The sequence below is a fragment of the Hymenobacter sp. HDW8 genome, assembly GCF_011305775.1.
Classification (GTDB): Bacteria; Bacteroidota; Bacteroidia; order Cytophagales; family Hymenobacteraceae; genus Hymenobacter; species Hymenobacter radiodurans.
Window position 1 is genome coordinate 3862624 of the sequence record NZ_CP049907.1, and the last position, 17158, is coordinate 3879781.

At 53.6% G+C, this 17158-nt stretch carries 15 protein-coding genes; 11 read left to right on the forward strand and 4 right to left on the reverse strand.

Going from position 1 to position 17158, the window contains the following annotated elements:
- Positions 1 to 144: 144 nt before the first annotated feature.
- Complete coding sequence (locus G7064_RS16540) at positions 145 to 681, forward strand: hypothetical protein (RefSeq protein WP_133273785.1); 537 nt, start codon at positions 145 to 147, stop codon at positions 679 to 681.
- A gap of 67 nt (positions 682 to 748) precedes the next feature.
- Here the strand turns inward: G7064_RS16540 and bshA are convergent, their stop codons facing one another.
- Positions 749 to 1885 (reverse strand): N-acetyl-alpha-D-glucosaminyl L-malate synthase BshA, encoded by a 1137-nt coding sequence (bshA, locus tag G7064_RS16545; RefSeq protein ID WP_205703564.1) that lies wholly within the window; start codon positions 1883 to 1885, stop codon positions 749 to 751.
- 293 nt (positions 1886 to 2178) lie between these two features.
- Positions 2179 to 5319 carry a glycoside hydrolase family 3 N-terminal domain-containing protein gene (locus tag G7064_RS16550; RefSeq protein ID WP_240935548.1) on the reverse strand — a complete coding sequence of 1047 codons (3141 nt, stop codon included), beginning with the start codon at positions 5317 to 5319 and terminating at the stop codon, positions 2179 to 2181.
- 116 nt (positions 5320 to 5435) lie between these two features.
- Here G7064_RS16550 and mutL point away from each other — a divergent pair, with 116 nt between their 5' ends.
- From mutL to G7064_RS16565, 3 genes are all read left to right on the forward strand, one after another.
- Positions 5436 to 7370 carry a DNA mismatch repair endonuclease MutL gene (mutL, locus tag G7064_RS16555; protein WP_166074452.1) on the forward strand — a complete coding sequence of 645 codons (1935 nt, stop codon included), beginning with the start codon at positions 5436 to 5438 and terminating at the stop codon, positions 7368 to 7370.
- Positions 7371 to 7495: 125 nt separating this feature from the next.
- The gene (locus G7064_RS16560; protein WP_133273781.1) at positions 7496 to 8272 is read left to right on the forward strand and encodes a rhomboid family intramembrane serine protease; all 777 of its coding nucleotides are present in this window, start codon (positions 7496 to 7498) and stop codon (positions 8270 to 8272) included.
- 27 nt (positions 8273 to 8299) lie between these two features.
- Positions 8300 to 9190 carry a rhomboid family intramembrane serine protease gene (locus G7064_RS16565; protein ID WP_166074453.1) on the forward strand — a complete coding sequence of 297 codons (891 nt, stop codon included), beginning with the start codon at positions 8300 to 8302 and terminating at the stop codon, positions 9188 to 9190.
- Positions 9191 to 9291: 101 nt separating this feature from the next.
- On the opposite strand, the gene mdh is transcribed toward G7064_RS16565, so the two are convergent.
- Positions 9292 to 10230, reverse strand: a complete 939-nt coding sequence (mdh, locus tag G7064_RS16570; protein ID WP_133273779.1) for a malate dehydrogenase — start codon at positions 10228 to 10230, stop codon at positions 9292 to 9294.
- 118 nt (positions 10231 to 10348) lie between these two features.
- Positions 10349 to 11677 carry a tRNA lysidine(34) synthetase TilS gene (gene tilS / locus G7064_RS16575; protein ID WP_166074454.1) on the reverse strand — a complete coding sequence of 443 codons (1329 nt, stop codon included), beginning with the start codon at positions 11675 to 11677 and terminating at the stop codon, positions 10349 to 10351.
- A gap of 23 nt (positions 11678 to 11700) precedes the next feature.
- On the opposite strand from tilS, the gene G7064_RS16580 reads away from it, so the two are divergent.
- From G7064_RS16580 to G7064_RS22790, 7 genes are all read left to right on the forward strand, one after another.
- Complete coding sequence (locus G7064_RS16580) at positions 11701 to 13473, forward strand: OstA-like protein (protein WP_240935549.1); 1773 nt, start codon at positions 11701 to 11703, stop codon at positions 13471 to 13473.
- An 82-nt stretch (positions 13474 to 13555) separates the two neighbouring features.
- Entirely contained in the window at positions 13556 to 14383 is an 828-nt protein-coding gene (locus G7064_RS16585; protein WP_166074455.1) for an outer membrane protein assembly factor BamD, read from the forward strand.
- Between the two features lie 61 nt (positions 14384 to 14444).
- Positions 14445 to 14786 (forward strand): DNA-directed RNA polymerase subunit omega, encoded by a 342-nt coding sequence (locus G7064_RS16590; RefSeq protein WP_133273775.1) that lies wholly within the window; start codon positions 14445 to 14447, stop codon positions 14784 to 14786.
- Positions 14787 to 14810: 24 nt separating this feature from the next.
- Entirely contained in the window at positions 14811 to 15362 is a 552-nt protein-coding gene (locus tag G7064_RS16595) for a flavoprotein (protein ID WP_166074456.1), read from the forward strand.
- 22 nt (positions 15363 to 15384) lie between these two features.
- Positions 15385 to 16068, forward strand: a complete 684-nt coding sequence (locus tag G7064_RS16600) for a phosphopantothenoylcysteine decarboxylase (protein WP_240935550.1) — start codon at positions 15385 to 15387, stop codon at positions 16066 to 16068.
- A complete protein-coding gene (locus tag G7064_RS22785) occupies positions 16061 to 16483 on the forward strand; it encodes a DUF4835 family protein (protein ID WP_166074457.1) in 423 nt (140 codons plus the stop codon). Before G7064_RS16600 ends, G7064_RS22785 begins: the two co-directional genes overlap by 8 nt.
- Positions 16459 to 16971, forward strand: coding sequence for a DUF4835 family protein (locus tag G7064_RS22790; protein WP_133273773.1), 513 nt, complete (start codon positions 16459 to 16461; stop codon positions 16969 to 16971). The genes G7064_RS22785 and G7064_RS22790 overlap by 25 nt, the downstream gene beginning before the upstream one ends.
- The last annotated feature ends 187 nt before the right edge of the window (positions 16972 to 17158 follow it).

Below are 17158 nucleotides of genomic sequence, written 5' to 3' on the forward strand. Positions count from 1 at the left end.
CGTATAGTGTTAGAACAGCCGGTTGGCCGCTCCGGTTCACTGGTTATCTTTGCCCAAACACCGCGCCATTTGCTTAGCGGTTACAGTCAACATTTACAGTCATTTATCCTTTACACTTCGCCAAACTTGGCCTGATACGCTCGCATGGATACTACTGCCTATATTTTTGAATTGCTCAAAATCATTCTGCCCGCCATTATTGTGGCTGGCTCGGTGTTCCTGCTGATCAAGCAGTATTTTGAGAAGGAACAGCAGCGGCGTCTGATTGAGCTGCGCTTGCAGAGCAGCAAAGAGACGCTGCCCATTCGTTTGCAAGCTTACGAGCGCGTAACGCTGCTGCTTGAGCGAATTACGCCCAATAATATCTTAGTACGTCTCAGCAGCGCCGGGCAAACGGCCCCTGAGTTTCACCGCTTACTGCTTCAGGAGATTCGCGCTGAGTTTGAGCACAACCTTTCCCAGCAGCTCTACATGAGCCCCGACGCTTGGGACCACGTAAAGCAGGCCCGCGAGAATGTGCTCACGATGATCAACAAATCATACCATGCTCTGCCAGCCCCTCAGCAAGCCCGTGGTACCGAACTCGCCAAGCGCGTCCTTGAAACTTTAATTGCCGAAGAAGTAGATCCTACGGCTCGGGCCCTGAATGTGGTGAAGCGGGAAGCAGCAAGCCTTTTTTAAATCTGTTTACTAACTCACAAAAAAGCCCCCAGAAGATATATGGGGGGCTTTTTTGTGAGTTAGTAAACTACACCACGGCTAGTTGAGAGTCGATAGCGCGCTGATAGCAGGCTTCGTACAGCGGTACAATCTTTTCCACGGCAAATTCCTCCGCTCGCGCCCGTGCTGCGGCTTTGAACCGTGGTAGATTTTCATCGGCCAGGATAAAGAGAGCGTTTTTCACCATCTCCTCCACATCACCCACAGCGCTAGTAGTACCGGTTACGCCATCCACATTCAGCTCCGGAATGCCTCCGGCGTTGGTACTGACAACCGGCACTTCGCAGGCCATTGCCTCCAACGCTGCCAGGCCGAAACTCTCCTTTTCAGAAGGCATCAGAAATAAGTCGCTGATGCTGAGTACTTCTTCAACAGCCTCTAGCTTGCCCAGGAAACGAATGTCGCTGAGGTAGCCGGTTTCGCGGCAGAGCTTTTCGATGCGCGGCCGATCGGGGCCATCGCCAACGAGCAGGAGCTTGGCCGGAATTTCTTTGCGCACGCCCGCAAAAATGCGAACAACGTCTTCCACGCGTTTTACGGAGCGGAAGTTAGACGTATGAATGAGCAGCTTCTCGCCCTCCGGCGCAATGGCGGCCTTGAAGTGGGACTTGTTCTGCTTCTTGAAACGCTCCAGATTAATGAAGTTCGGAATCACTTCAATGTCTTTTTCAATAGCAAAGTACTGGTACGTCTCGGCCCGCAAATCGGCGGATACCGCCGTCACACCATCCGACTGATTGATGCTGAACGTCACCACTGGCTCGTAGCTGGCATCTTTGCCTACCAGCGTAATATCGGTGCCGTGCAGAGTGGTTATGATCGGAATCTGAATGCCTTTAGTGCGCAAAATCTGCTTAGCCATATAGGCTGCCGACGCGTGCGGAATGGCATAGTGCACATGCAGTACATCAAGTTTTTCGTGCTGCACAATGTCCACCATTTTGCTGGCTAAGGCCAGTTCATATGGCGGAAACTGGAACAACGGATACGGCGGCACATACACCTCATGATAGAAGAGGTTCTCGTTGAAAAAATCGAGGCGAACGGGCTGGCTATACGTAATAAAGTGGACACGGTGCCCTTTGAGAGCCAGGGCTTTACCTAGCTCCGTAGCAACTACGCCGGAACCTCCAAAGGTGGGATAACAAACAATGCCGATGTTCATGGTAGGGGAGGTTTCACCAAAATTCAGGTGGGCTGTCATTGGTTGGTGAATGGTGAGAATGGCAGGGCAATCAGCGCTGGCGTGGTGAGGAATTTCTTAAAAAAGCCCCCCAGCAATCTTGGAGCGGACCCGAGCCAAATAGCTAGCCCGAATGCGGGTACGTTGTTTCTCAACGATTGCACACGCTGTAGGTTGCTCTGTATGGGGGGCAAAAAAATTGGCGGTAAGCCATCAGGTAGATGTCTTACCGCCACATACGGATCAGAAGCTTGGTGAAAACGACGGACAACAGGTCATGTCTTGGAAATGCTTTTGATGAAAGACTTATAAATAACGTCGTGGATGCGTGTACGGACGTTGTTTTGAATCAATTTGTTGTTGCCCGCATCAGGGTACACCCGATTAGAAAGAAAGATATAGACAATTTTGTTTTCAGGATCGAGCCACACGCATGTGCCCGTGAAGCCAGTGTGGCCGAAAGTAGCTGGTGGCGCCATGCTCGATGTCGGGCCCTGACCGGGGCCTTTTTCGGGAGTACCGTGGTCCCAGCCTAGCCCGCGACGGTTGCCGGCAATTTGTGGGCGCGAAAACTCCGTCACGACAGGTGACTGAAAGTAGCGCTGCCCACCGTAGCGGCCATTCTGCAGATTCATCTGCATGAGGATGGCCAAGTCGTTGGAATTGGCAAACAAGCCTGCGTGGCCGCCTACGCCGCCCACAATAGCTGCGCCTTGGTCGTGCACCGAGCCCCGCAGCTGAGAGCGACGGTAGTATGTATCGTTTTCCGTAGGGGCGATGCAGGAACTTGGAAACCGCTGTAGCGGATTATAAGTCATAGTATTCAGCCCCAAGGGCTGATAAAATTGCTTAGCCAGAAATTGCTCAATTGGCTGTTGCAACAGCTTTTCGCACAAGCGCTTCACGATTACAAAAGTCAGGTCGCTGTACTCCAACGGATATTTGCCTTTTATCTTAGGCAGTAAACCAGAGCGCATCGTCCACACCCACACCGAATCGTCGGCAGTTTTGACACTATAAGTACCGGGCACTACTTCATTCGGGAAGTCGGCGGAACGGGTGCTGGCATAAAAGGTCGGCTTAAGACCCGTTTTAGTCACGGTGCGCTCCCACATTGGGATACCTGCCTTCAGGCCAGCCTGATGCAACAGCAGGTCGCGCACAATGATGTCCTTTTTGTTGGTGCTGCGAAGCTCTGGCAGATACGTCGATACCTTCTCGTCGAGGCTGAGCTTACCCTGATCTTTCAGGTACATGGCCGCCTGTAGTGTACCTGCTACTTTGGTCACCGAGGCCAGGTCGTAAAGCGTACTGTTGTTTACTGGCTGAGTGCGGTCGTAGGTGTTAAAACCGTAGCTTTTATCAAATAGCACGGCGCCATTTTTCGCCACTAATACCTGGCAGCCAGGGGCCGCTGCGTACGCTACTGTTTCGAGCGCGATGTTATCGATTTGAGCTAAAATGCGAGAATCTAATCCTTCACTTTCTGGGGTTGCATAGCGCAAACGGCGGAAATCTGGCGTAGGCAGGCCAGTACCTAATTTGAGCGTCGGCGACACCGTGACGGGCAGCCGCCCCTTAGCAGGCAAAGCCCCAAATAATACCTGCGGCGTCACCAGCTGGGAAGGATAATTATCCTCGTAAGCACAAACCAAGGTGCGCGCCGACTCCAAAAACTTGAGCGAGTAGGCATTGCCCATCGCAACAACTACCGTTTTTACGCGCGGATTAGCTTGTAGCTGTTCAATAAATTTCAAGGCTCCATCACCCATGCCGTATTTATGCACGGGCGTACTGTTCATGCCATGCAGGCTGACGACCACCGTATTATAGGGTCCGAGGCGCGATAAGATACGCGTGTAAGTGGAATCAGGGGCATAGCGGTTGGGTACGGAATAGACAGTACCACCCTGATACTTATTCATAATGGTAGCGTACGTGCCGCTGGCAGGGGTACCGATAGTAACTGAGGCGATGCGTAGCGTATCTAGCCGGTTGAAGGGCAAAAGATTATCCTGATTCTTGACGACGGTAACCGCGTGCTCATAAATCTGTTGCTGCACCATGCGGCTCAACGGCCGATTGAGGCTAGTCATCAGATTACTTAGCTCAACGGGGCGGTAGCGGTTAAGCCCCGCCCAGTATTTGGCCCGCAGAATTTTACGTATTCTGTACTCTAGGTCAGCGGGTTGAATTTTGCCCCCCGCAATGGCTTCGCGAATTTTCTGCAGGGCAACCGGCACATCTTCTGAGAAGAGCAGCACATCGTTGCCCGCGGCCAAAGCCAAGGCATCTAATTCTCCGGGCTTATACAGGTTCGAAACGCTCTTCATATTCAGCGCATCGGTGAAAACCAGCCCTTTATAGGCCATTTTCTCCTTGAGCAAACCCGTTACCAAGTTATGCGACAGCGTAGTAGTCTGAGTGCGCAAAGTGTCGAAGAGCGGCATGTATAAGTGGGCCACCATCACGCCCATCACGCCCGCATCAAAGGACTGTTGAAAAGGGAACAGGTCAACGTTGGTCAGGCGAGCCATATCGGTATTCACCACCGGTAGCGCCACATGGGAGTCCGTATCGGTGTCGCCGTGGCCGGGGAAGTGCTTGGCTACGGCAATAATGCCGTGGTCCTGCAAGCCCCGGATATACGCCACACCGCGTTTGGAAACCTGCTCTTTGTCTTCGCCAAAGGAACGGTTACCAATAACAGGGTTAGCAGGGTTGGAGTTGACGTCGATAACGGGCGAAAAGCTTACATGCACGCCAAGGGCTTTCATGTTGAGCGCGATTTCGCGGCCCATCTGGTACACATACTGGTCGTCGTCCATAGCGCCAAGCGTCATAGCTTTGGCGAAATGCATGGAACTGTCGAGGCGCATGTCGAGGCCCCATTCAGCGTCCATCGCAATGAGCAAGGGCAGCTTAGCCAGCTTTTGGTAACGGTTGGTAAGCGCAGCTTGACGACGTGGGCCGCCCTGCAAGAACATTAGCCCCCCAATATGGTAATTACGCACCAAGTCCTCAATCTGGAGCACATGCTTGCGATCCTTGTTGGAGTAGGCGGCCACCATAAACAACTGCCCCAAGCGCTGGTCAGGGGTAAGGGAGCTATACACGCTATCCACCCAATTCTGCTCGGCCGGCGACATAGGCCGCACATCCTTGTCTATCGGAGAAGACGACGAAATGATCAGACCCGTGATGGCCAGCAGTAGCAGCAAAAGTCTAATCGAATAATCCTTGAGCATCGGCTCTGCTGGTGTGGTCGTAACGTTGAAAACGAGCGGAATTAGCCCTACTTTTGTCCCTTTCAGGAAGCAATAGCGAGTGGGGCTGTAGTCGTTTTGGCTGACCCAGGGCACCCGGTTTTCGCACTGCTTAGGTAGCTGGTTTGGCAGCCCGGGACGGGGAGGCACAAACCGAAGTTGACCGCGAACTTACGGATAATTTCTCGGCCTTGGACTGTTTAAACGGTTTTTAAGCCCTTTTTACTCCTGCTAACTTCTTTCTTAACCTCCTCAGTTCCCGGTCGATGGCGGACGTAATCCAATTGCTACCCGAGTATCTCGCTAACCAGATTGCCGCCGGCGAGGTAGTCCAGCGTCCGGCATCCGTGGTAAAGGAACTGCTGGAAAATGCCGTTGACGCAGGCGCTTCGCAGGTGCAATTGATTATCAAGGATGCTGGTAAGCAACTCGTGCAAGTGGTAGACAACGGTGCCGGGATGTCGCCTACTGATGCCCGCATGAGCTTGGAACGCCATGCTACGAGCAAGATTCGTTCCACCGAGGATTTGTTCCGGATTCGCACGCTCGGCTTTCGGGGTGAGGCGCTGGCTTCCATTGCTGCGGTGGCTCAACTAGAGTTGCGCACCAAACAACGCGAATATGACACCGGTACGCTGTTATTGGTGGAAGGCTCCCAGGTAATGAGTCAGCAGCCCGTAGCTTGCCCCGATGGTACCAGCATTGCAGTAAAGAACCTTTTTTACAACGTGCCGGCGCGGCGTAACTTCCTGAAAAGCAACGCGGTAGAGATGCGTCATATCCTGGATGAGTTCCAGCATGTGGCCTTGGCCAATCCGCAGACAACTTTTTCGCTTTATCAGAACGAGCTGGAGGTGTTCAACCTGCCGGCCGGCAAACTCAGTCAGCGCATTGTGGCCTTGCTGGGCAATGGCTACAAAGAGCAGTTGGCGGCCTGCGAAGAGGTGACGCCTTTTATTACCGTTAAGGGGTTTATCGGCAAGCCCGAGTCGGCGAAGAAAAGCCGGGGCGACCAGTTCTTCTTTGTGAATAATCGCTTTATCCGCTCAGCTTACCTTAATCACGCGGTGCTGGCGGCTTATGAAGGTCTTCTGCCCCGCGATACCCATCCGTTTTACGTGCTGTTTCTGGAGCTTGACCCCAAGACCATCGACATCAACGTGCACCCGACCAAGACGGAAATCAAGTTCGAGGACGAGAAGACGGTGTACGCCATTGTGCGGGCGGCCGTGAAGCAATCCTTGGGAATACATAATATGGCACCGTCGCTGGACTTTGAGGGCGATGTGAATTTTGCCCCCATTCGCCCGTTGCGCAGCTCAGGCGCCAGCCACAATTCCTTTTCCGACGAATACCGCCCCGATGCCCTCTCAGCAGCGGCAGCGCAAGCGGCTTCGCCTTCACCGCGCGAGCGGCAACTCGACCGATTTGCCCCCCAGGATCGGAATTTGCCCCCCAGACCTACCGATCAGGCCAAACGGGATTTGGAGGACTTCTACCGCTCACTTGGCCAAACTGCTCTGCCCGATGTAGAGGCCGAAGCCACTGATACATTGCCACCATCCGAAGAGGAACTGGCAATGGTAGAGACTGCTAACCCTGAGCTGCCCTTGCGCGAAAACCAGTCGGGACCAGGCAGCAAGGTTATTCAGGTGCATCAGCAGTATGTATTGGTGCCGGTGAAATCGGGGGTGATGCTAATTGACCAATTGGCTGCCCGTGAGCGGATTCTGTATGAGCAATATGCCCAGGCCTTGGAGCGGGAAAGCGGTGCTTCGCAAACCTTGCTGTTCCCGCGCACCGTCACGTTTTCGCCCGCCGACTTTGCCGTGCTGCGCGAGGTTACTGATTCTTTGCACGCGCTAGGGTTTCGGTTCACTGAATTTGGTCCCCACACCATTGCCGTAGAAGGCATCCCGGCCGATGTGCCAGCGCGCGACGAGAAGGAATTGTTTGAAGGCCTGATTGAGCAGTTTCGCACGCACGCCGGACCCGTGAAGCTGGATCGGCGCGAACAAATGGCCCGGGCCTTGGCGCGCCGCGTGGCGAGTGGCGCTGCTAGTGCCCGCTTGTCGGAAATAGAGATGAATGCGTTAGTAGATCGGCTTTTTGCCTGCGCTGTGCCTGGGTACACACCCGATGGGCGCAAAACGCTGGTGCTTTTAGAGCTTGATCAACTGCAAGCATTCTTTACTCGATAAGCAAGTAGATTGCGCTACGTTCAGCCTAGTTATCGTTTCCGACGATACTATCGTTTAAGCCGTAATCGCCATTAGCTGTTATTACCCTAACAGCGTAGCTCATTTCATCTGCCTTCCCGCGCTTCATGTTTAATCTGACCCCTACAGTTCGCATTCTGCTATTCATAAATATTGGCGTTTTCCTGCTTGCCACGCAGCTAGGGTTGGGCTGGTTGGCGTTGTATCCAGTGGGTTCACAAAGCTTTCAGCCCTGGCAGTTTTTGACGTATATGTTTATGCATGGCGGGCTAGGGCACATCTTCGGCAATATGTTCGGCCTTATTTCCTTCGGGCCGCTACTGGAGCAGCGCTGGGGTGGTCAGCGGTTCCTGACGTTCTGGTTAGTCTGCGGTATCGGGGCTGGCATTTTGTATTCGGGCGTGCGGTTTTATGAGTTGAATAAAATGAACGAAGCGCGGTTGGCGTTTCAGCAGCAGCCTTCCGGCGTAGCCTTCGCCGATTTCTTTCGCGATAATGCGCCCGAAGCCCGCGGCTTCGAAGTAGTAGCCGCTGCCTTACAGCGCAACCCGAATGATGCTGGCCTGATTGCTTCCGCAAATGAAACTATCGATGCCATTTTTAGCCGCAGCTTCAACTCGCCGATGGTGGGCGCCTCGGGCGCGCTGTTTGGTATTTTGTTCGCCTTCGCCTATTTATTTCCCAACACGGAGTTGATGCTCCTGTTCTTTCCCTTTCCGATCAAAGCCAAATATTTCGTCGCTTTGTATGGCATCTATGAGCTTTATGCGGGCTTCAAGCGGGTGCCGGGCGACAATGTGGCGCACTTTGCCCACTTGGGTGGAATATTGATTGGGTTCATTTTGTTGAAACTCTGGGAGCGGAATCGCACCCGGATGTACTAATAACGGTTAACACCTGCTGCGTTTTTCATGAGTATTGTAAACGATATCCGCACCGCCTTTAGCCGCCGCGACAATGCCTTGAATCAGCTTTTGCTGATTAACATCATTGTATTTGTTGTGCTAATTCTGATCAAGGCGGTAGCGTTTTTGGCTGGAGGCGCGGGCATTTACGAGACCATCGTGCGCCTGTTTAGCATGCCCGCCGATCTGGGGGCGTTGGTTCGGCGGCCTTGGTCGGTGCTGACGTATGCTTTTCTCCACCAAGGCTTTCTGCACATTATTTTTAATCTGCTGAACCTGTATTGGTTTGGCTCTCTGGTGCGCGAGTACCTCGGCGACCGAAAGCTGGTGAGTCTGTATATTCTGGGCGCTTTGGCCGGTGCGGCGTTGTTTCTGTTGGCTTACAACTTGGTGCCGGCCTACCGCAACGGACCATTGGCAGAAGTGTTAGGCGCCTCAGGCGCTGTCACGGCTATTATTGTGGCCGCGGCTACTTTGTTGCCCGATTACACTTTTAGTCTGATCCTGATTGGCCCGGTCAAGATTAAGTACATCGCCATCGTCATTGTTATTATTTCCTTGGCGGGCATTGATGGTGGTAATGCGGGAGGCGAAATCGCGCATATTGGGGGCGCAATCTTCGGTTTCAGCTTTATCAAGCTGCTTCAGCGAGGCACTGATTTAGGGCGGCCGGTGCAAGCCATCGGTGACTGGCTTGGGGGGCTTTTTTCTGGGCGGCCGCGTCTGCGGGTTACACACCGTAATCAACCTGCTGAGCCCGCCGCTACGCGTAAAGGCAATATTGTTAAGCCTGAGCAAGACGAGATTGACTTGATTCTGGATAAGATTTCCCGCTCCGGTTACGAGAGCTTATCGAAGGATGAAAAGCAGAAGCTGTTCAGGGCAAGCCAGAAGTAAAAAGGTGGTTCTGTTGAAGCCATGAAGCATGAACCACCTGAATAAAAGTAAAAAGCCCCCCAGACCAAGTCTGGGGGCTTTTTACTTTTATTGAAAAAGGATTAAGCAGTCTGGGTCATTTTGTCCAGAGCTTCCATTACTTCTTTCACGTGGCCACGCGAAGTTTCTAGCAACTGCTTCTCTTCATCATTAAGTTGCAGCTCGATTACGCGCTCGATACCGTTTTTGCCCAGAATAACCGGAGCACCAAGGTAAACGCCGTCGATACCGTATTCGCCTTCCAACTTAATGCAAACCGGGAACACGCGGCGCTGGTCGCGCACGATGGCTTCTACCATTTGAGCTGCGGCAGCGCCAGGAGCATACCAGGCCGAAGTACCCATCAGCTTCACCAGCTCGCCACCACCAACGGCGGTGCGCTGCACGATAGCATCAAGCTCAGCTTTGCCGATAAGCTCGGTTACCGGAATACCGCCTACCGTAGTATAGCGGGGCAGGGGAACCATGGTGTCGCCGTGGCCACCCATCAGTACTGCCTGAATGTCTTTGGGGCTCACGTTCAAAGCTTCGGCTAAGAAAGCGCGGTAGCGAGCGGTATCCAAGATGCCAGCCATGCCGAATACCTTCTCGCGGGGCAAGCCGGAGGTGAGGTGGGCCTGGTAGGTCATCACGTCGAGGGGGTTAGAAACGACGATGATAATGGCGTTGGGCGAGTACTTCACCACCTGCTCCGTAACCGATTTTACGATGCCAGCGTTGGTCGAAATCAGGTCGTCGCGGCTCATGCCGGGCTTGCGGGGCAATCCGGAAGTAATAACAACTACCTCGGAGTCGGCGGTGCGGCTATAGTCGCCGGTGACGCCTACGGTACGGGAGTCGTAACCGATAATAGGAGCTTTCTGCCAGATATCCAGCGCTTTGCCTTCGGCGAAGCCTTCCTTAATATCAACGAGAACAATTTCGTTGGCGATTTCGCGGGTGGCGAGTACATCAGCGCAAGTGGCGCCCACGTTGCCAGCCCCAACTACGGTAACTTTCATCGGGTGAGGAATTGGGAGTGAAATATTGGATTCGCGTGGTAAAAGTAAGCGAAAACGCTTTCCATGCCGGAGGTTTTTGCAGAGGGAAAGAAGAAAACATCCGTTGGACTGCTTTGCACTACATCCGGCGCAGCAGCAGTACCCGTTGGGTTTCCTCCGTCACTTTATACCGCTCATCGGGTCGGAAACCGATAACCCAGGCAATACGCTGGTCGGCGGTTACGAGCACGCGCACGTCATCTTTGAGGTTGAGTGGCACTTTTTGGTCGATGAGAAAGTCACTGATTTTTTTCTTGCCCTTCATCCCAATAGGCATAAACCAGTCGCCTTCCTGCCAGCGCCGCACGGTGAGCGGGAATTGAAGACGGTCGGCATCAAGCGCTGCTTCGTTTTTCTTTCGAGTCAGGCTGAATCCTTCTGCCTCTTGCAAGTCGGCCGTGAGGTGCATGCCCTCGGCAACCAGCTTGGTTTGGCCCGCCTGTAGCTGGTAAGTGCCGAAACTCGTGAGGTTTTTGCGGGTAATAACCAACTGGTCGCGGTCCTTCACCAGCGTGTGCGTCGGCGACTCGAAGCGGCGGCCCGCGGTGGCTTTGAAGGCGGCCACAATCTCTTTGGTAACCGGGAAGGAGAAATTGAACGGTCGCAGCAACTCATGCAAAACCAGCGTGATGGCTGCCGTAGCTTGCAGGGTGGCAATATTGAAATAGGTTACCTCCTCTTCCTCTGTCTGCGCTTGGGCAGCAGTGTCGGCCACATAGCGGCGCACAATTTCCTCGGCTCCACCCACGCGCTCGGCTGTGTGCTCTAGGGTCTGGTCGAGGTTAGGATTGATTTCGCGCAGCACGGGCAGCACATCGTGGCGCAGGCGGTTGCGCTGATACGTGGTGCTATCGTTGGAGGCATCCTCACGCCATACTAGGCGGTTTTCCATCACATACTCGAACAGGTCTTCTTTGCCAATGCTTAGGAAGGGCCGAATGACGTAACCGTTTTTGGCCTGAATACCGTGCAAGCCAGCCAACCCAGTGCCGTGCGTCAGGTTGAGTAACATGGTTTCGGCAGCGTCGCGCTGGTGGTGGGCGGTGGCAATGTAGCTAAGCTGCTGCGTTTGGCGGATGCGCTCAAACCACTCGTAGCGCAGCGCCCGGGCCGCCATTTGGGTGGAAATACCTTCTTGGGTAGCAAATTCTTTGGTTTGAAAGAACTCGGCGAAGTAGGGAACGTCATATTTCTTGGCCAGCTTGCGCACAAATTGTTCATCGGCATCGGCCTCTTCGCCGCGCAGCCCAAAGTGGCAATGCGCAATAGCAAACGGCACTTCCAGGCGGTGCAACACGTCGGCCAGGGCCACGGAATCGATGCCTCCACTCACAGCAACTAGTAGCTGGTCGGTGGTGGGGGAGAAGAGGTTTTTTTCTTCAATGAACTGGCGGACACGGTCGAGCATGAAATGTCAATAATTTAGCAGCGGTGAAAGCTCCTTCTGGGGGCAAAATCTACGATGAAGGCACTACGCTGCAAAGATGGGCGTTACCACCGGGCCTTCTGTACCTTTGCGGCGAAATGCGTTTTCTACGACTCCTCTTTTTTCTGTTGTTGCTGCCCCTGGCTGTGCTGGCCCAGCAACGCCCGGCCCCCAAAGGCGGCACGCCACCTAAAGGCCAACGCATTGAGCTACTGACGGCAGGCGAGCTGGTGGGCGGTGATTTCAACGGAGTAGAAATTCGCAAGCTGATTGGAAATGTGAGCTTTAAGCAACAGAACACCTTTATCTATTGCGATTCGGCTTATCAGTATATCGGTCGTAATGCGCTGGAGGCGTTCAGTAATGTGCGCATTGTAGAAAACGACACGCTGACGATTACCGGTGACCAAGCCTTTTATGACGGCGACACGCGTAAGGCGCGCATGACGGGCAACGTAGTGATGCGCGACCCGCGCATGACTCTCATTACGCAGGCCCTCGACTACGACCTCAACCGCAAGCAAGCATATTATACTAATAACGGCCGGCTGACTGATCCCGAAAACACGCTCACCAGCCAACGAGGATATTATAATACAGCAACGAAAGTGTTCAGTTTTCGTCGCGATGTGCGCCTGACCACCAAAGACAACCTTATTACCACTGACTCTTTGCAGTATAACACGGTGTCGAAGATTGCTTACTTCTTTGGCCCAACGCGCATTACGGGGCAGGAAGGGCGGAGCTTATACGCTGAGAACGGCTACTACAATACGATTACGCGGGTATCGAACTTTCAGCGCAACGCCAAGATTGAAACGCCTGATTATCTGCTTGGTGGCGATAAGCTAGTGTACGATGAAGCCCGACAGTACGGCGTAGCCACGGGCAATGTGTCGATGACTTCCAAAAAGGACAACATCCTGATTCGGGGCGATGTGGGGCGCTACTGGCGGGCCTTGGGCAAGGCCAAAGTGTACGGCGCCCCCGTGATGCGAAACATTTCTGACCGCGACACGCTGTTTCTGGCCGCCGATACGCTGATGAGCGTGGAAGGGCAGCCGGGACAAACGTCGGGGGGCATTATTTACGCTTTTCCTAAAGTGCGCATCTTCCGCGCGGACTTGCAGGGCCGCTGCGACTCGCTGACCTACGACCGGCAGGACTCCATTATCTACTTGAACCGCAATCCGATTCTGTGGAGCGATAAAAATCAGCTCACCTCGGATAGCATGGAAATACAGCAGCGCCGCGGCAAAATCGACCAGATGCGCTTGTATGCCAATGCTTTTATTGTGGGCCAGGATACGCTGCTCAACTTTAACCAAGTAAAGGGCCGCAACATGGTGGCGTACTTCGGTGATAACAAAATAAAAAAAGTTGACGTGGTTGGCAACGCGGAGAGCCTCTACTTCGCTCTTGAGGGTGACACCACCACGACCGGCATGAATAAAGCAGTTAGCGCCACGATGGCGTTGCGCTTTGCCGACAACAAGCTCCAAACCATCACCTTCCAAACCAACCCCGACGCCAGCTTTATTCCGCCCCACGAGCTTAAAGAGGAAGACAAGACTTTGAAAGGCATGCAGTGGCGCATCAAGGAACGACCAACCCGCCGGGCTACGTTAGGAAAACACTTCAACCCGCCCGCCAAAGCGAAACCAAAAAAGACGAATACCAAGACCCAAAAAAGCCCCCCAAAGGCAAAACCAAAAGCCGCCCCGAACGCCAAAAAGCCCCCCAGCCGCTCGGTACCTGTTCGTGCGGCGGTCAATTAAAAGAAGCGTTCCGCTACTGCTAGCGTCGTCCGCGTTTCCTGCCGTTTGATTCGGCTCCGTATTCCGTTACCTTTGCGTCCTTATGCCCTTGTTTCGCCCTACCTTCTTTCTGTTGTTACTGAGCGCTTTGCTGCTCGGCTCGTGCAGTGGCTACCAAAAGCTGCTCAAGAGCGACGACGTGAATAAAAAATACACTGCTGCCATTAAGTATTATGATGAAGGCGACTTCTTCAAGGCTGGTACTCTGCTAGAAGAGCTAATTCCGCTCTTGCGCGGCCGCCCAGAGGCGGAGAAAGCTCAGTTCTTCTTTGCTAACACAAACTTCCGCCAGCGCAACTATACGTTGGCCTCGTATTATTTCAAGTCGTTTTTTGAGACATATCCCAATTCGACTTACGCGGAGGAGGCTTCGTTCATGTACGCCAAGTCGCTGTTTCGCGACTCACCGGAGTTTGAACTCGATCAGACCAACACTTTCACGGCACTGGAAGCTATTCAGGATTTTCTGAACCGCTACCCTACCAGCCAGTTCCGTCCCGAAACGGAAAGTATGTCGCAGGAGCTGCAGAAGAAGCTGGATATCAAAGCCTTCGAAAGTGCTCGGCTTTACTATCAGCTGCGGTATTATCAGTCGGCAGTAGTCGCGTTTACAGCTTTCCAGCAACAGTTTCCGGCCTCTGCCTACAATGAAGAAGCCGCTTATCTGAAGGTAGCTGCCCAGTATTATTACGCCAAAGAAAGTGTGGAGCAAAAGCAGCGGGAGCGGTATTTGGAGGCTATTGCCTTCTACCAAAGCTTCATTGATGCGTATCCGCAGAGCAAAAACCTGAAACAGGCGGAGGCATTTTATGACGATGCCCGTGCTGAGGTGGCTAAGCTCAAACCTGCCCCCGACGCTGCCGTCAATTAGATTTCAATGAGTATATGAGCCATGCATGTACTCATCCAACCAGTAAACCATTTGATTTAAGATGAAAACTCCGAATAACGTCCCCGCTTCCATCGTAACCCGCAACCTGTCGGAATTTGCTGACCAGACCGGCAACGTATATGAGTCGCTGGCTATCATTTCTAAGCGGGCTAACCAGATTTCGGTTACGCTGAAGGAAGAGCTGAATAGCAAGCTGGCCGAGTTTGCCACCACAGTCGACAACCTGGAAGAAGTATTTGAAAACCGCGAGCAAATCGAGATTTCCAAGTACTATGAGCGTCTGCCTAAGCCTACCAATTTGGCCGTAGAAGAGTTCTTGGAAGGCAAGGTTTACTTCTCTACGCCCGCTGAAGGCGAGACGCCAGCCCGCGCTGCCGAGTAAGTAAAGCCTCCTAACTACCGCACAATGGCGCTGCAAGGCCGTAAAATTTTGCTGGGCGTGTGCGGGAGCATTGCCGCGTATAAGTCCGCCCTCTTGGTGCGGCTCCTGGTGAAGGCCGGGGCTGAGGTGCAAGTCATTCTGACTGCCTCGGCCTCGGCCTTTGTTACGCCCCTTACCCTTGGTACATTATCCAAGAATCCGGTTCTGACAGGGTTTTTGAAGAATGAAGCAGCCGGTGAGTGGCACAACCACGTGGATTTGGGCCTGTGGGCCGATGCGCTTGTCATTGCCCCGGCTAGCGCCAACACAATAGCCCAATTAGCGAACGGGCATTGCCCCAATTTGCTGGCGGCCGTCTACCTGTCGGCGCGTTGCCCGGTGTTCTTGGCGCCCGCTATGGACCTAGATATGTACGCGCATCCAGCCGTAACCGAAAACCTCGTTCGCTTGCGCCGTTTCGGCAACCACGTGTTCGACTCGCCTCCCGGTGAGTTGGCAAGTGGCCTTTCAGGTCCGGGCCGGATGCTGGAGCCGGAGGACATCATGCGGAAGCTAGAGGAGTTTTTTAGTAACTAGGTACTAGTCATGCAAGTAACGCATGACCAGCTTTCAAAACCTCACTATGCGCGTCCTCATCACGGCTGGCCCAACGTACGAACCCATTGATCCGGTGCGTTTTATCGGCAACCACTCAACCGGTAAGATGGGTTACGCGCTAGCCGAAACCTTTGCGGCTCGGGGGGCAAATGTGACGCTGGTAAGCGGCCCAACGCAACTCCACATTCACCATCCACTCATTGAGGTAGTGGCGGTGCAGACGGCTGACGAAATGTACGCCGCTGCTGCCAAGATTGCCCCCCAGGCCGATGTGTGGGTATTTGCCGCCGCCGTAGCCGATTATAAGCCGCGGTCAATGGCCCCAAACAAGATCAAGAAGGATGGCGATACGCTGACCTTAGAGTTGGTGAAGAACATTGACATTGCCGCTACGCTGGGCAAACAGAAGCGGCCTGAACAATTTTCGGTGGGTTTTGCGTTAGAAACAAATGATGAGGAAGCCCACGCTCGCGCCAAGCTCCAGCGTAAGAATTTTGACCTCATTGTGCTCAACTCGCTGCGCGACGCCGGTGCGGGCTTCGGCCACGATACCAACAAAGTGACGCTGCTGACCGCTGGAGGGCAAATGTCTATCTTTGAATTGAAGCCCAAGACCGAAGTAGCCCACGACATTGTGCAAACCGTTTTGGCGTCGCTTTCTGCCTTATCTGCTCCCCATGCGTAACCTGCTGTTTGCATTCTGCTGTCTGTTTTTGCTGCTGGTACGCCCGGCTCAAGCTCAGGAGCTATTGGCTGAAGTAAGCGTGACCACCGAAAATGTGACTATCGCTGATCAGCAACTCGTGCAGCAGATGCGGACGGACATCCAGTCGTTTCTGAACACGCGCACTTGGACCAACGTTACCTATCGGCCCGAGGAGCGTATTCGGTTTCGGTTGTTTGTAGGCATCACGGCCATTCCCCAAACCGGCTCCTATAAAGCCACTGCGCGCATTATCACGGAGCGGCCCGTGTACGGCACTGGGTATCAAACCAATCTGCTGTCGTTTGCCGACCGGGGTTGGTCGTTTAATTACTCCCCCAGAATCCGCTCGACTATTCCGACAACGTATTTGTGTCGAATCTGTCGTCGCTGCTGAGCTTCTATGCCTATATCGTCATTGGCATGGACCAGGATAGCTTTTCGCCGCTGGGGGGCTCGCCCTACTACGACCGGGCCCGCAACATCCTGACTACGGCCGCTTCCCAAACCCAGGAAGGCGACCAGGGCTGGCGCGATGGAGAGCCGCGCAACCGCTATTGGCTCCTCAATAATTTGCAGGATCCTCAACTTGCGGCCTTCCGCAACGGAGTGTATGCCTACTATCGGCAAGGCCTTGATATCTTTGTAGAGAAGCCGGAAGAAGCCCGCGCCAGTGTGTTTAAAGCACTGCAGGGCGTGCAGGCTGCCACCGTTCGCCGGCCCGGTACGCTGCTGGCCCGCGCTTTCTTCGATACGAAAGCAGACGAAATCGCGAACATTTTCCGCACCGCCTCCGACCCCCAGCAGAAGGCGCAGGTAGTAACCCTGCTCACGGAAGTAGACCCCACCAACTCTGCCAAGTATCAGGCGATTATGCAGCGCTAATTGGAGAGCTGTAGCTAAGTGGGTGTTGCTAAATAATTTGGCTTATTTTTGTCTAGTCACGGGAATCAACTAATTTTATTAGTTGTAACTAGTATTAATGCTTTGGAAAGAAGCTAAAGAACATTTCTTGCCTCTTATTTCACGGCGTATTCCTAAAAAAGCCCCCAGCGCAGGCATTTCGAGTGTG

What these genes read in the sequence shown, in the direction of transcription:
- G7064_RS16540 (WP_133273785.1), top strand. Translation starts at nt 145, where the DNA reads ATGGATACTACTGCCTATATTTTTGAATTGCTCAAAATCATTCTGCCC.
- bshA (WP_205703564.1), bottom strand. Translation starts at nt 1,885, where the DNA reads ATGAACATCGGCATTGTTTGTTATCCCACCTTTGGAGGTTCCGGCGTA.
- mutL (WP_166074452.1), top strand. Translation starts at nt 5,436, where the DNA reads ATGGCGGACGTAATCCAATTGCTACCCGAGTATCTCGCTAACCAGATT.
- G7064_RS16560 (WP_133273781.1), top strand. Translation starts at nt 7,496, where the DNA reads ATGTTTAATCTGACCCCTACAGTTCGCATTCTGCTATTCATAAATATT.
- G7064_RS16565 (WP_166074453.1), top strand. Translation starts at nt 8,300, where the DNA reads ATGAGTATTGTAAACGATATCCGCACCGCCTTTAGCCGCCGCGACAAT.
- mdh (WP_133273779.1), bottom strand. Translation starts at nt 10,230, where the DNA reads ATGAAAGTTACCGTAGTTGGGGCTGGCAACGTGGGCGCCACTTGCGCT.
- tilS (WP_166074454.1), bottom strand. Translation starts at nt 11,677, where the DNA reads ATGCTCGACCGTGTCCGCCAGTTCATTGAAGAAAAAAACCTCTTCTCC.
- G7064_RS16585 (WP_166074455.1), top strand. Translation starts at nt 13,556, where the DNA reads ATGCCCTTGTTTCGCCCTACCTTCTTTCTGTTGTTACTGAGCGCTTTG.
- G7064_RS16590 (WP_133273775.1), top strand. Translation starts at nt 14,445, where the DNA reads ATGAAAACTCCGAATAACGTCCCCGCTTCCATCGTAACCCGCAACCTG.
- G7064_RS16595 (WP_166074456.1), top strand. Translation starts at nt 14,811, where the DNA reads ATGGCGCTGCAAGGCCGTAAAATTTTGCTGGGCGTGTGCGGGAGCATT.
- G7064_RS16600 (WP_240935550.1), top strand. Translation starts at nt 15,385, where the DNA reads ATGACCAGCTTTCAAAACCTCACTATGCGCGTCCTCATCACGGCTGGC.
- G7064_RS22785 (WP_166074457.1), top strand. Translation starts at nt 16,061, where the DNA reads ATGCGTAACCTGCTGTTTGCATTCTGCTGTCTGTTTTTGCTGCTGGTA.